The following is a 13,606-nucleotide window of genomic DNA, read 5'->3' as shown; positions in this document are numbered from 1 at the left end:
GCTCATGCCTTCTTTTGATACCGTCCTCGAGACCGACATGGTCAAGGTCAAAAACGCCGTCGAAAATTCCGCCAAGGAAATCGGCACCCGTTTTGACTTCAAGGGCACTTCTGCCTCTATCGAGCTCAAGGACAAGGACATCACCCTGATCGGCGACGGTGACTTCCAGATCGACCAGATCCACGACATCCTGCGCAATAAGCTGACCAAGGCCGGCGTGGATGTGCGTTTTCTCGACATCGGCAAGGTCGAAAAGATAGGCGGCGACAAGGTCAAACAGATCACCAAGGTGCGCGACGGCATCGAAACCGAACAAGCCAAAAAGATCCAGCAACTCATCAAGGGCAACAAGATGAAGGTGCAGGCCGCCATCCAGGAAGGCAAGGTCCGTATCAGCGGCGCCAAGCGCGACGACCTGCAAGCCGCCATGGCCTTGATCCGCGCAGAAATCAGCGATCTGCCGCTGAGTTTCGACAACTTCAGAGACTGACACCATGACCCGTCTGCCCGCCCGCTGGATGTTCGCATCACTGTTGGGCTTGGCAGGCGCGGCAACACTGCCGCTGGCCCACGCGCAAAGTGTGGCTCTGGCCGGCATGTTGGGCAGCAGGGCGCTGCTGGTGGTCAACGGTGGCGCGCCCAAGTCGGTGGCGGCCGGTGAAACCCATCAAGGCGTCAAGGTGGTGTCCACCGCCGGCGACCAGGCAGTTCTCGAACTCTCAGGCAAACGCCACACCTTGCGTGTCGGCGACGCCCCCGTGAGTGTGGGCGCAGGCGGCGGCACGGGCAGCCAGGCCGGACAAGGCAACAAAATCGTGCTCATGGCCGGCAGCGGCGGGCATTTCATGACAGCAGGCCAGATCAACGGCAAGGCCGCACAGTTTCTGGTCGACACCGGCGCCACGGCCATCTCAATGACGGTGGCCGATGCCGAACGCATGGGTGTGAACTACCAGTCAGGCCAGCGTATTCAGTTGCACACGGCCAATGGCGTGATCATCGGTTGGCGCACCTCGCTGGCGTCGGTGCGTGTCGGGGACGTCGAAGTTTTCAACGTGGACGCCGTGGTGGCCGCGCGCGACATGCCTTTTATGTTGCTGGGCAACAGCTTTTTGACACGTTTTCAGATGCTCAGAGAAAACGACCAGATGACGCTGATCAAGCGTTTTTAGGTCGCACCCGATCAGCTTTTGGGGCCGCCGCCCAACCTGGATTCCTTGCCCTTGAGCAGCTTGTTGATGTTTTCGCGGTGCCGGTAGATCAAAAACGCACTCATCACCACCAGGGCCAGCGCCATGGTTTTGTCCACGTACCAGAAGGCCCGGTCGCCGATCAGGTAATAAAACGGCGCAAAAATCGCGCTGGCCAGGGCCGCCAGCGACGAGTAACGCGAAAAATAAGCCACGATGACCCAGGTGGCCAGGGTCGCCAGCCCCAACACCCAATGCACGCCGAACAACACACCGGCGGCAGTCGCCACGCCCTTGCCGCCCTGGAACCTGAAAAACACCGGGTACAAATGCCCGATGAAGGCCGCCAGGCCCACGGCGGCCAGCGTGCCGTCCCCCAGCCCATAGTCCCTGCCGAACCAGGTGACCAGCGCCATCGGCACCCAGCCCTTGAGGGCATCGAGCACCAAGGTGAGGACCGCCGCTGCCTTGTTGCCGGAGCGCAGCACATTGGTCGCGCCGGGGTTTTTGCTGCCGTAGCTGCGCGGATCGTTCAGCCCCATGAGTTTGCTGACAATCACGGCAAACGACAGCGAACCGATCAGGTAGGCGGCCAGCACGGCGAGCAGGGGGTAGACGTAATTCATGGGTTCTCCAGTCTTTTTAGTTTTAGTCGATCAGGGCGCAGTTGACGGATTTTGCACCCAGCAGGCGGACACACACCTGCGGGTCCAGTCCCACGAGGTAACCACGCCGGCCACCATTGATGGCGATTTTAGGCAGGGCCAGAATGCTTTCCTCGATATACACCGGCATGGTTTTGCGGGTGCCGAAGGGCGAGGTGCCACCCACCAGGTAACCGCTGTGCCGGTTGGCCACCTCGGGTTTACACGGCTCCACCGACTTCGCACCGATCTGCCGCGCCAGGTTTTTGGTCGAGACCTTGCGGTTGCCGTGCATCAACACCAGCAGCGGTTTGGCGTCCTGGTCCTGCATCACCAGGGTCTTGACCACGGTGAAAGGATCAAACCCCAGCACCTGGGCGCTGTGTTGCGCCCCGCCGTGTTCCAGGTACTCGTAAGGATGTTCTGTGAAGGCCACTTGGTGGACTTTGAGAAAGGCGGTGGCGGGGGTTTCGGAGATGTGGTCTTTTTTTGCCATGACAACACCGGTGTCGGCCAGGCGCTCAGAGCGCTGGGTCGCGCAGTTCCCAACGAATTGCGTCCACCGCGGCCAGCAACTCGGGCGACAGCGTGGTGCCCCAGGCGTCGAGGTTTTCGTCGAGCTGCGCCACCGAGGTCACCCCAATGATGGTGCTGGCGACCTGCCACTTGGTGTAGCAAAAGGCCAGCGCCAGTTGTGTGGGCGTCAGGCCGTGGGCACGTGCCAGGGCGTTGTAGCGGCGCGCAGCGACCAGCGCTTCGGCCCGGCCCCAGCGCTGCTGGCGCATCGAGGCAAACTTGGCGATACGTCCTTCTTTGGGCGCATCCGGGCCTTCGGTGCCGGAGGCGTCGTATTTGCCGGTCAGCAAGCCAAAACCCAGCGGGGAATAAGCCAGCAACGAAACACCCAGGCGGTGCATGGTTTCATCCAGGCCGTTTTCCACCGTGCGGTTGATCAGGCAATAAGGGTTTTGCACCGTGGCCACACGCGGCAAGCCATGTTGCTCGGCCAGGCGTACAAACTCGTGCACGCCATAAGGCGTTTCGTTGGACAAGCCAATCGCCCGCACCTTGCCGGCCTTGACCAGGCCGCCCAGGGCTTCGATTTGCGCGTGGATGGAAGTCTCCGACTTTTCCTTGGACGGGTCGTAATACAAGGCGCCGAAAGCCGGCACATGGCGTTCGGGCCAATGGATCTGGTAGAGGTCAATCGTCTCGGTCTGCAGGCGTTTCAGGCTGGCCTCGCAGGAGCTGACGATGTCCTGGGCCGTCATGCCGCTGCCTGCGCGCACCCAGGGCATGCCGCGCGAGGGACCGGCCACCTTGGTGGCCAGCACCAGTTGCTGGCGCGCGCCGGGGTTCTTCGCGAGCCAGTTACCGATGATGGTTTCCGTCGCGCCAAAGGTTTCAGCACGCGCCGGCACCGAATACATCTCGGCCGTGTCCAGGAAATTGACACCCCGCGCCAGCGAGCGGTCCAGAATCGCATGCGCCGTGGTTTCGTTGACCTGTTCACCAAAGGTCATGGTGCCCAGGCAAATAGGGGTGACCTGCAGGTCGCTGCTACCGAGTTGTACTTTGTTCATGAAAATTCAATGCCAAACATGGGAAAAGGGTGAAGCGGGGAGCGGGCCCCCATCGAGGGTCTTAGTTTAAGGGTGACTGGGGCCCGGACCTCGGCGCCAACGGGCAGCAGATCGGGCATTTGGCTTACAAATAAATACCTTTCAGCCGCCTACCATTCACACAGACACGCTCTAATCCAACCCGTTCAATTCAAAAAATCCCAGGAGCCCTTTCATGAAATTAGCCCTCACCACCCTGACTTGCGCCGCCCTCTTCCTGAGCGGCTGCGCCAACATGAGTGAAACCCAGCAAGGCACGGCCAAAGGCGCCGGCATTGGTGCCATTGCGGGCGCCGTGATCGGCGCGGCCACAGGCGGCTCCAAAGGCGCGGCCGCAGGCGCGGTGCTGGGTGGTGCGGCGGGTGCGGGCGGCGGCTACCTCTGGTCCAAGAAAATGCAGGACCAGAAGGCCGCGATGGAACAAGCCACCGCCGGCACCGGCGTGGCCGTGAGCCAGACCGCCGACAACCGCCTCAAGCTCGACATCCCCTCCGACATCTCGTTTGCCACCGGGCGCTCCGACATCAGCGGCAGCTTCGCGCCCATCCTGACGCATTTCGCCACCAGCCTGAACCAGAACCCGGTAACCACCGTGACCATCATCGGCCACACCGACAGCACCGGCAGTGACGCCGTCAACAACCCGCTGTCGGTCGACCGCGCCAACAGCACCCGCAACTACCTGATCTCCCGGGGTGTCGCCAGCAACCGCATCGCGACCGAGGGCCGCGGTGCGCGCGAGCCGGTGGCCGACAACAGCACCACCCAGGGCCGCAGTAAAAACCGCCGTGTGGAAATTTATGTGGCAGAACCCGTGCAGGCGGCTGCAAGGTAATTGGCTCACCCCTATTGGCGCTCACTGCGTGTAGCGCCCTTTCCCCTCCGGGGACGGCGCCTGCAGACTGGCTGAGCCAGATCTGCGGCATAAATTGAGCTCACCCCTGTTGGCACTCACTGCGTGTAGCGCCCTCTCCCCTTCCAGGGGGCAGGCGCCAGCAGTCCGGCGAAGCCGGACCTGCGGCCCCTGCTGGTAAAGATCAAAAGCACTCTTTCGAGTGCTTTTTTGTCTTTGGTGCGCGTTGAATCTGCCAATGGGGGCCATGGATCCGGCTTTGCCGGTCCATAGGCGCCCGCCCCCTTGGGGGGAGGCACTCACGAAGTGAGGGCCACGGGGGTGTTTCTATACCGCTCCTCTTCCTGCAGCCTGAGCACGCGCCGCTGCACCTTGCCGGTGGTGGTCATGGGCAGCGCGTCAATAAATTCGATCTCCTTGGGGTATTCGTAAGGCGCGAGCAGGGTTTTTACATGGGCTTGCAGCTCCGCGATAAGCTTGATGTCGAATTGACCTCCAGCCCCCGCCAATTGTGCGCGAGAAGCTATCAAATCAGGAGTAAGCACGACATAGGCCTTGACCACGGCACCGCGTTCGCGGTCGGGTTTGGGCACCACGGCCGCATTCGCCACCGCCGGGTGTTTGACCAGGCAGTTCTCGATTTCGCCGGGCCCGATGCGGTAACCGGCGGCCTTGAAAATATCGTCGGCCCGCCCTTCGTACCAAAGGTAGCCGTCGGCATCACGTGTGGCCAGATCGCCGGTGCGGCACCAGTCGCCGGTGAATTTGGCGCGTGTGGCCTCGTCCTTTTTCCAGTAGCCGAGGAAAAAGATGGGGTCGGGGTCGCCATGGACATCGAAGCGGTTCACCGCCACGTCACCGGGCACACCCACCGCGCATTCACGGCCTTCGTCATCAATCACCGCCACGCGGTGGCCGGGGTAGCCCTTGCCCATGCTGCCCGCGCGCGCAGGCCAGCGCGCGGAACAATTGCCGACGATGTAGTTGACCTCGGTCTGGCCGAACATTTCGTTGACCACCACGCCCAACTGGTCGCGGCAGTAGGCAAACACCGCATCCCCCACCGCTTCACCGGCGCTCATGATGGCCTGCAGCTTGAGCCTGAACTGTTTTTTCGGCTGCGGGCAGGCTTTCATCATGGCCTTGAGCGCCGTCGGGAACAGAAAGGTATGTGTCACGCCGTGCTGCGCCATCAGCTCAAAGGCCAGTTCGGGGCTGAAGCGGCCATTGAAAGCCACGATGGGCCGGCCAAAATAAAGTGTGGGCAGCAGCGCATCCATCAGCCCGCCGGTCCAGGCCCAGTCCGCTGGCGACCAGAACACGGCCTCGGATGTGTTGTTGGTCTTGCCATCGAAACCGAACCAGTTCTGGCTGCAGACAAAACCCGGCAGATTGCCAACCAGCGCGCGGTGCGGCAACAGCGCGCCTTTGGGCGGGCCGGTGGTGCCGCTGGTGTAGATCAGGATGGCCGCCTCGTCGGCTTTGGTTTTGACGGCCGTGAAAGTTCTCTGCTGCGCGGCCAGGGCGGCTTTCACCGCTGGGCCGCCCCGAGGTGAAGCCGCCCCCTCGGGGGGCAGCGCAGTACGCGAAGCGACAAGCGTGGGGGCGACGTCGTAGTCCACGTCGCCCTGCCCCGTCGCCGTACCGGCGGCAATGACGGTGCGCAAGGCCGGGCAGTCGGCCCGTATGGCGTTCAGACTGGCAATGGAACTTTCGTCGCCAATCGCGACCACCGCCTCGCTGTCCTGCAACCGGTAGGCCAGCGCCTCGGGCCCAAACAGCATGGACAGCGGCATGGCGACCGCGCCCATCTGGAACACGGCCATGTAGGCGACGGCGGTTTCAAAACGCTGCGGCATCACGATGGCCACGCGATCCCCGCGTTTCACGCCCAGGCCGGCCAACACGTGACTCAGCGCGTCAGCCTCTCGTTGCAGCTCAAAATATGTATAAAAAGTGCCTCTAGCCCCCGACTGATGGCCGCGGATAGCTATTCTTTTGGGAGCGCCTGGCGCGCCTTGCCTGGCCCAGCGGCTGCAGCAGACTTCGGCGATGTTGAAGTGGTCGTCCACTTGCCAGCGAAAACCCTGGTGCAGTGCGGCGTAGGTATCGGGCAGGCCCTGGCTGCCGGCTTGATTCGGGTGCTTGTCCCTGTTTTGACTGCGCTTCAATCCGGCTCTCCTTATGATTTGCACAATGTACAAAGAAAAGCGCCCCTCCCGTAGCGAGTTTGTCCCTATTCGCGGCATCAATTACCACGTCCGCCATTGGGGTGAAGCCCAAAGCAGCCTGCCGCCGTTGGTGCTGGTCCACGGCTGGATGGACGTGGCCGCGTCTTACCAGTTTGTGGTCGATGCCTTGCTTGACGCCTTTATCCAAGGCCGCAGCATCATCGCGCCCGACTGGCGCGGTTACGGCCAGACTGGCAGTGGTGGCGCCCGTCTGCCCGCCGGGCCGCCCCAAGGGCAGACAGCCCCCTCGGGGGGCAGCGCATTACACGAAGTGAACAGCGTGGGGGCTCCTGACAACTTTTGGTTTCCCGACTACCTGGCCGACCTGGACTTCCTGCTTGATCATTACGCGCCCGGTCAGCAAATCGACCTGGTCGGCCACAGCATGGGCGGCAATGTGGCCATGTTGTACAGCGGTGTGCGGCCAGAACGCATACGCAAACTGGTCAACCTCGAGGGTTTTGGCATGCAGGAGGTGCAACCCAGTCTGGCGCCCACGCGTTACGCCAAGTGGATGGACGAGCTGAAAACCCTGCACAAGGGCGAACTCGCGCTCAAACCCTATGCCGACGCGGACGGCGTCGCCCGGCGACTGATGCGCACCAACACCCGGCTGTCCCAGGACAAGGCCGACTGGCTGGCCCGCCATTGGGCCAGGCCGGATGCGCAGGGCCAGTGGCACATCCAGGGCGACCCGGCGCACAAAATCATCAATGCCAACATCTACCGCCTGGACGAAGTGCTAGAGATTTACCAGCGCATCAGCGCCCCCACCCTGGCGGTGGAGGCCTCGGACGACTCCCTGGGCAAGTGGTGGCAGGGCAAATACACGCTGGCGCAGTACCACGAACGCCTGCAGTCCGTGCCGCAGGTCAGCATCGCCGTGATCCAGGACGCCGGCCACATGCTGCACCACGACCAGCCGGCGCAACTGGCCCGGTTGCTGGAAGGTTTCCTGGGCTGACCCGCATCCAGGCCAGGTGCAAAATGCCGGCATCCCACACGCTGATCAGGACCCGCCATGCCCGGAAAACTCTCCGCGAGACGCTCCTTTTTTGATAGCTTCTTGCGCCCTCTGCGCAAGGGCTGGAGCCTGATTTTGCTTGCAACCCTGATGGCAGCGGCGCCAGTCGCGCACGCCTTCGACCTGCAGGGCCACCGCGGCGCACGCGGCCTGGCACCGGAAAACACCCTGCCCGCCTTCGAGCGCGCCTTGGCCCTCGGCGTCAGCACGCTGGAACTCGATGTGGGCCTGACGGCGGACGGCATCGTGGTGGTGGCGCACGACCCTTACCTCAACCCGCTGATCACGCGCGACGCCGCTGGCCAGTGGCTGACGGGCGACAAGGGGCCGCTGATCCGCTCGCTGACGCTGGCGCAGTTGCAGGCCCATGACGTCGGCCGCATCCAGCCCGGCACGGCGTATGCCCGCACCTTCGCCAGCCAGCAGCCAGTGGACGGCACCTACATCCCGACGCTGGCCGCGCTGTTCGAACGCGTGAAACAACTGGGCGCGGACCAGGTGCGCTTCAACATCGAAACCAAGATCAACCCCGAACGCCCCGACGACACCGCCAGCCCCGAGGTGCTGACCGAGGCCTTGCTCCAGGTCGTGCGCGCGGCCGGCCTGCAGCAGCGGGTCAGCATCCAGAGCTTCGACTGGCGCACGCTGCGGCTGGTGCAGCAGCGGGAGCCGTCCATTCCCACCGTCTACCTGAGCGTGCAGACGCAAAACAACGACACCCTGCGCAACGGCGCCTGGACGGCGGGCCTGAAAATCGCCGACCATGCCAGCGTGCCGGCCATGGTCAAGGCCGCCGGCGGCGCGGTCTGGTCGCCCAATGGCGGCGCGCTGACCGAGGCGCTGGTCAAGCAGGCGCAGGCCCTGGGCCTGAAGGTCATCCCCTGGACCATCAACCCGCCTGAGGACATGGTCCGCCTGATCGGCTGGGGCGTGGACGGACTGATTACCGACTACCCGGACCGCCTGCGGGAAGTGATGCGGCAACGCCAGATGCCGCGGCCCGCGCCGCTCAAGGACTGAGAGCCCTGGAGCATGAGAAAATAGCGGATTGAACTCAAGATCAGGACAGGACTTTCTCATGGACGCAGAACACATCAACATCATCGGCAACCAACTCGCTGACCTGAGCAATCGTGTCAACGAGCTCCGGGGGTATCTTTGACTACCCTGCCAAAGAACGTAAATTAAGCGAAGTCAACGCCGCGCTGGAAGACCCGAAGGTCTGGGACAACCCCAAACGCGCGCAGGAACTCGGCAAAGAGAAAAAATCGCTGGAAGACGTGGTTCACGTCATTGACCGCCTGACGTCCGAGCTGGCCGACAACACCGAGCTGTTCGAGATGTCCAAGGCCGACGGCGACGAAGCCGGCATGGCCGCCATCGAGGACGAGGCCGCCCAGGTCGCCGTCGAAGTCGAAAAAATGGAATTCCGCCGGATGTTCAACAACCCGGCCGACCCGCTCAACTGTTTCCTGGACATCCAGGCCGGCGCCGGGGGCACCGAAGCCTGCGACTGGGCCAGCATGTTGCTGCGCCAGTACCTCAAATACGCCGAGCGCAAGGGTTTCAAGACCACGATTGAAGACGAAACCGCAGGCGACACGGCCGGCATCAAGGGCGCGACCATCAAGGTCGAGGGTGAATACGCCTTTGGCCTGTTACGCACCGAAACCGGCGTGCACCGCCTGGTGCGCAAGTCGCCGTTTGACTCCTCGGGCGGGCGCCACACCTCGTTTGCCTCGGTGTTTGTTTACCCCGAGGTGGATGATTCGATCGAGATCGACATCAACCCCTCGGACGTGCGCACCGACACCTTCCGCGCCAGCGGCGCCGGCGGCCAGCACATCAACAAGACCGATTCGGCCGTGCGCCTGACGCACATCCCGACCGGTATCGTGGTGCAGTGCCAGGACGGCCGCTCGCAGCACGGCAACCGCGACGTGGCCTGGAAACGCCTGCGCTCGCGCCTGTACGACTTCGAGTTGCGCAAACAGCAGGAAGCCCAGCAAAAGCTGGAGGACACCAAAACCGACGTGGGCTGGGGCCACCAGATTCGCAGTTATGTGCTGGACAACAGCCGCATCAAGGATTTGCGCACCAACTACGAAACCTCGGCCACGCAAAAAGTGCTGGACGGCGACCTCGATCAGTTCATCGAAGCGTCCCTGAAGCAGGGCGTGTGATGTCCCTGCGCACCATGACCATTCATTTTTTAGGAAACCGCCATGATGCGTGAAGGCCAAGCCGCCGTGATCAACCGCGCCGACTACATCGCACCCGCCTACTGGATTGACACCGTCGATCTGTGTGTGGACCTGGACCCGGCAAAAACGCGCGTGCTCAACAAAATGACACTGCGCCGCAATGCCGAGGTACCGGTGCAACCTTTGAAGCTGGACGGCGAGGAACTCAACCTCGCGCGTGTGCTGGTCAACGGCCAGGGCACGTCCTTCCGCATGGAAGGCGACAAGCTGGTGCTGGACAACCTGCCCGATGCCTTTGAGCTGGAGATTTTCACCACCTGCGCGCCGGCCAAAAACACCAAGCTGATGGGCTTGTACGTCAGCAACGACTCCTTCTTCACGCAGTGCGAGGCCGAAGGGTTTCGCCGCATCACCTACTTCCTGGACCGTCCCGACGTAATGGCCAGCTACACGGTGACCTTGCGTGCCGACAAGGCCAAGTACCCGGTGCTGCTGTCCAACGGCAACCTGGTCGAGCAGGGCGCGCTCCCCGAAGGCCGCCATTTCGCCAAGTGGGTGGATCCGCACAAAAAACCGGCCTACCTGTTTGCGCTGGTGGCCGGCCAGCTGGTCAGCCGCGAGCAACGCATCACCTCGCGCGCCGGCAAAGACCATTTGCTGCAGGTTTATGTGCGCCCCGGCGATCTGGACAAAACCGAACACGCGATGAACTCGCTGATGCATTCGGTCGCCTGGGACGAAGCCCGCTTTGGCCTCTCCCTGGACCTGGAACGTTTCATGATTGTTGCCACCAGCGACTTCAACATGGGCGCCATGGAAAACAAGGGCCTGAACATATTCAACACCAAGTATGTGCTGGCGAACCAGGCGACCGCGACCGACACCGATTATTCCAACATCGAAAGCGTCGTCGGCCACGAGTACTTCCACAACTGGACCGGCAACCGCGTCACCTGCCGCGACTGGTTTCAACTTTCACTCAAAGAAGGCCTGACCGTCTTCCGCGACCAGGAATTTTCACAAGACTTGTGCGGCGAAGCCTCGGCCCGCGCCGTCAAACGGATTGAAGACGTGCGTGTCCTGCGCACCGCGCAATTCCCCGAAGACGCCGGCCCGATGGCCCACCCGGTGCGGCCCGACAGCTACATCGAGATCAGCAACTTCTACACCGTCACGATTTACGAAAAAGGTGCGGAAGTTGTGCGCATGATGCAAACACTCGTCGGCCGCGAAGGTTTTGCCAAAGGCATGACGCTTTACTTCGAGCGCCACGACGGCCAGGCCGTGACCTGCGACGACTTTGCACAAGCCATTGCCGACGCCAACCCGGCGTCCGATCTGGCACGCCTGCTGCCGCAGTTCAAACGTTGGTACAGCCAGGCCGGCACACCGCGTGTCCATGCCCAGGGTGTCTACGACGCTGCCGCACGCAGCTACACGCTGACGCTGACACAAAGCTGCGCACCCACCACCGGCCAGACCGCCAAGGAGCCCTTTGTGATTCCGGTCGGCCTGGGCCTGCTGGGTGCCGACGGCGCTGACCTGCCGCTGCAACTGGCTGGCGAAACCGCCGCCGTGGCCGCGCCACGCACCTTTGTGTTGACCGAGGCCAGCGAAACGCTGCACTTCATCAATGTCGATGCCGAGCCCGTGCCGTCCATACTGCGCGGTTTCAGCGCACCGGTGGTGCTGGAGTTTGACTACAGCGACACGCAGCTGCTGCACCTGCTGGCCCACGACAGCGACCCTTTCAACCGCTGGGAAGCCGGGCAACGCCTGGCCGTGCGAAGCGCTATTAAATCAATAGCTGCTTCCGCTTATCCAGTGGGGGCTGAGCCGCTAAATGATGCTTATATTGAAGCCATGCGCAGCGTCTTGCGCCATCCCACGCTGGATGCCGCTTTTAAGGAACTGGTGCTGACCCTGCCCTCGGAAACCTATATCGCCGAGCAGCTCGACGTGGTGGACCCGCAGCGCATTCATGCGGTGCGCGAAGCCATGCGCCAGCAGTTGGCCACATCACTTTGCAGCGACTGGGCCGCAGTCTGGGAAGCCAGCCACGACAACGGCGCTTACACGCCTGACCCGCGCTCCTCCGGCCGACGTGCCCTGGCCGGCATGGCCTTGAGCCAGCTCTGCCTGGCCGCCGTCGCCAGCGGTGATGCGGTCTGGCCCGGCAAGACCTACCAGTGTTTCAAGGACGCCGGCAACATGACCGACCGTTTCAACGCGCTGGTGGCGTTGGTCTCCAGCGGCCACGCCCTCGCGGCCGATGCCCTGCCCCGCTTCCACGCCATGTTCAAGGACGAGGCGCTGGTGATCGACAAATGGTTCGGTTTGCAGGCCAGCGCTCCGGACCGCGGCGGCAACATCCTGCCGGCGGTCAAACAACTGATGAAACATGCCGACTTCAGCCTGCGCAACCCGAACCGCGCGCGCAGCGTTGTCAGCACGTTTTGCCAGGGCAACCCGGCGGCCCTCCACCGTGCCGACGCGGCCGGTTATGTCTTCTGGAGCGACCGCGTGATCGAACTCGACGCCATCAACCCGCAAGTGGCGGCGCGCCTGGCACGCGCGCTGGACCGCTGGAGCAAGCTGGCCGAACCCTACCGCAGCGCGGCGCGCGAGGCGATTGCCCGTGTCGCCGCCAAAGCCGATTTGAGCAAAGACACCCACGAGGTGGTGACGCGCGCCTTATCTGACTAATATGGCATGTCATTGTGGGCCAGTCCCGCAATCCATGCCGGCACACCAACCTGGATCCCGGATCAAGTCCGGGATGACAACCAAAGGAAACCGCGATGTCTCAAAAAATATCCCTGACCCGCTACCTGGTCGAACAGCAGCGCATCGACGGCCACATCCCCGGCCAGCTGCGCCTGCTGCTGGAAGTGGTCGCCCGTGCCTGCAAAAGCATCAGCCAGGCCGTCAACAAAGGCGCCATCGATGGTGAGAACAGCATCATGGGCAGCGCCGGCAGTGAAAACGTGCAGGGCGAAGTCCAGAAAAAACTCGACATCATCGCCAACGAGGTGCTGATCGAGGCCAACGAATGGGGCGGCCACCTGGCCGGCATGGCGTCCGAAGAAATGGACAGCATTTATGCCGTGCCCAACCGCTACCCGCAAGGCGAATACCTGCTGCTGTTTGATCCCCTGGACGGCTCCAGCAACATCGACGTCAACGTCAGCATCGGCACCATCTTCAGCGTGTTGAAGATGCCCGAGGACGACCGCAGCGTGGACGAAGCCGACTTCCTGCAGCCCGGCAACAAACAGGTCGCCGCAGGCTACTGCATCTACGGCCCGCAGACCACGCTGGTGCTGACCGTGGGTGACGGCGTCGCCATGTTCACGCTGGACCGCGAGCAGGGTTCGTTTGTGCTGATCGAAGAAAACGTGCAGATCCCGGCGGACACCAAAGAGTTCGCCATCAACATGAGCAACATGCGGCACTGGGACGAGCCGGTCAAGCGTTACATCGACGAGTGCCTGCAAGGCAAGGAAGGTCCTCGCGGCAAAGACTTCAACATGCGCTGGATCGCCTCCATGGTGGCCGACGTGCACCGCATCCTGTGCCGCGGCGGCATCTTCATGTACCCCTGGGACAAGCGCGAGCCAGAGAAGGCCGGCAAGCTGCGCCTGATGTACGAAGCCAACCCCATGAGCTGGCTCATTGAGCAGGCCGGCGGTGCCGCCACCAACGGCAAACAGCGCATCCTCGACCTGCAACCCGGCAAGCTGCACGAACGTGTGAGCGTGATGCTGGGTTCTAAAAACGAAGTGGAACGCGTAACCGCCTACCACGCCGGAAAAACGGCCGGGCTATAATCGCAGGC

At 62.7% G+C, this 13,606-nt stretch carries 12 protein-coding genes; 8 read left to right on the top strand and 4 right to left on the bottom strand.

Annotated elements, in window-relative coordinates; translation table 11 throughout:
• Positions 1–4: 4 nt before the first annotated feature.
• Both R6254_RS09785 and R6254_RS09780 read left to right on the top strand, forming a co-directional pair.
• Complete coding sequence (locus tag R6254_RS09785; RefSeq protein WP_318406406.1) at positions 5–490, top strand: YajQ family cyclic di-GMP-binding protein; 486 nt, start codon at positions 5–7, stop codon at positions 488–490.
• Between the two features lie 4 nt (positions 491–494).
• Complete coding sequence (locus R6254_RS09780; protein ID WP_412103144.1) at positions 495–1,172, top strand: retropepsin-like aspartic protease family protein; 678 nt, start codon at positions 495–497, stop codon at positions 1,170–1,172.
• A gap of 11 nt (positions 1,173–1,183) precedes the next feature.
• On the opposite strand, the gene plsY is transcribed toward R6254_RS09780, so the two are convergent.
• Genes plsY through R6254_RS09765 form a run of 3 tightly spaced genes read right to left on the bottom strand, consistent with a single transcriptional unit; the run spans position 1,184 to position 3,417 of the window.
• Complete coding sequence (plsY, locus tag R6254_RS09775) at positions 1,184–1,816, bottom strand: glycerol-3-phosphate 1-O-acyltransferase PlsY (RefSeq protein ID WP_318406405.1); 633 nt, start codon at positions 1,814–1,816, stop codon at positions 1,184–1,186.
• Between the two features lie 22 nt (positions 1,817–1,838).
• Positions 1,839–2,330, bottom strand: a complete 492-nt coding sequence (locus R6254_RS09770; protein WP_318406403.1) for an aminoacyl-tRNA deacylase — start codon at positions 2,328–2,330, stop codon at positions 1,839–1,841.
• A gap of 25 nt (positions 2,331–2,355) precedes the next feature.
• A complete protein-coding gene (locus R6254_RS09765; protein ID WP_318406401.1) occupies positions 2,356–3,417 on the bottom strand; it encodes an aldo/keto reductase in 1,062 nt (353 codons plus the stop codon).
• 214 nt (positions 3,418–3,631) lie between these two features.
• On the opposite strand from R6254_RS09765, the gene R6254_RS09760 reads away from it, so the two are divergent.
• Positions 3,632–4,291, top strand: a complete 660-nt coding sequence (locus R6254_RS09760; protein WP_318406399.1) for a YiaD family glycine zipper/OmpA-like lipoprotein — start codon at positions 3,632–3,634, stop codon at positions 4,289–4,291.
• A 317-nt stretch (positions 4,292–4,608) separates the two neighbouring features.
• On the opposite strand, the gene R6254_RS09755 is transcribed toward R6254_RS09760, so the two are convergent.
• Positions 4,609–6,480: an acetate--CoA ligase gene (locus R6254_RS09755; RefSeq protein WP_412103143.1), complete on the bottom strand. Its 1,872-nt coding sequence runs from the start codon at positions 6,478–6,480 to the stop codon at positions 4,609–4,611.
• Between the two features lie 25 nt (positions 6,481–6,505).
• Here R6254_RS09755 and R6254_RS09750 point away from each other — a divergent pair, with 25 nt between their 5' ends.
• The 5 genes from R6254_RS09750 (at position 6,506) to R6254_RS09730 (ending at position 13,598) form a co-directional block, all read left to right on the top strand.
• Positions 6,506–7,504: an alpha/beta fold hydrolase gene (locus tag R6254_RS09750; RefSeq protein WP_318406397.1), complete on the top strand. Its 999-nt coding sequence runs from the start codon at positions 6,506–6,508 to the stop codon at positions 7,502–7,504.
• 102 nt (positions 7,505–7,606) lie between these two features.
• Complete coding sequence (locus R6254_RS09745; protein WP_318406396.1) at positions 7,607–8,584, top strand: glycerophosphodiester phosphodiesterase; 978 nt, start codon at positions 7,607–7,609, stop codon at positions 8,582–8,584.
• A 58-nt stretch (positions 8,585–8,642) separates the two neighbouring features.
• Positions 8,643–9,747, top strand: a protein-coding gene (gene prfB, locus R6254_RS09740; protein WP_318406395.1) for a peptide chain release factor 2 whose coding sequence is annotated in 2 segments (ribosomal slippage) — positions 8,643–8,723 and positions 8,725–9,747 — 1,104 coding nt in all. Because the reading frame shifts where the segments join, the coding sequence is not laid out codon by codon here.
• Between the two features lie 42 nt (positions 9,748–9,789).
• A complete protein-coding gene (gene pepN / locus R6254_RS09735; protein ID WP_318406392.1) occupies positions 9,790–12,474 on the top strand; it encodes an aminopeptidase N in 2,685 nt (894 codons plus the stop codon).
• 95 nt (positions 12,475–12,569) lie between these two features.
• Positions 12,570–13,598 carry a class 1 fructose-bisphosphatase gene (locus R6254_RS09730; protein WP_318406391.1) on the top strand — a complete coding sequence of 343 codons (1,029 nt, stop codon included), beginning with the start codon at positions 12,570–12,572 and terminating at the stop codon, positions 13,596–13,598.
• Positions 13,599–13,606: the final 8 nt, after the last annotated feature.

It is taken from the genome of Polaromonas potterensis (assembly GCF_033446725.1).
Lineage (GTDB): Bacteria > Pseudomonadota > Gammaproteobacteria > Burkholderiales > Burkholderiaceae_C > Polaromonas.
This window is presented reverse-complemented; position numbering and strand designations above follow the sequence as displayed.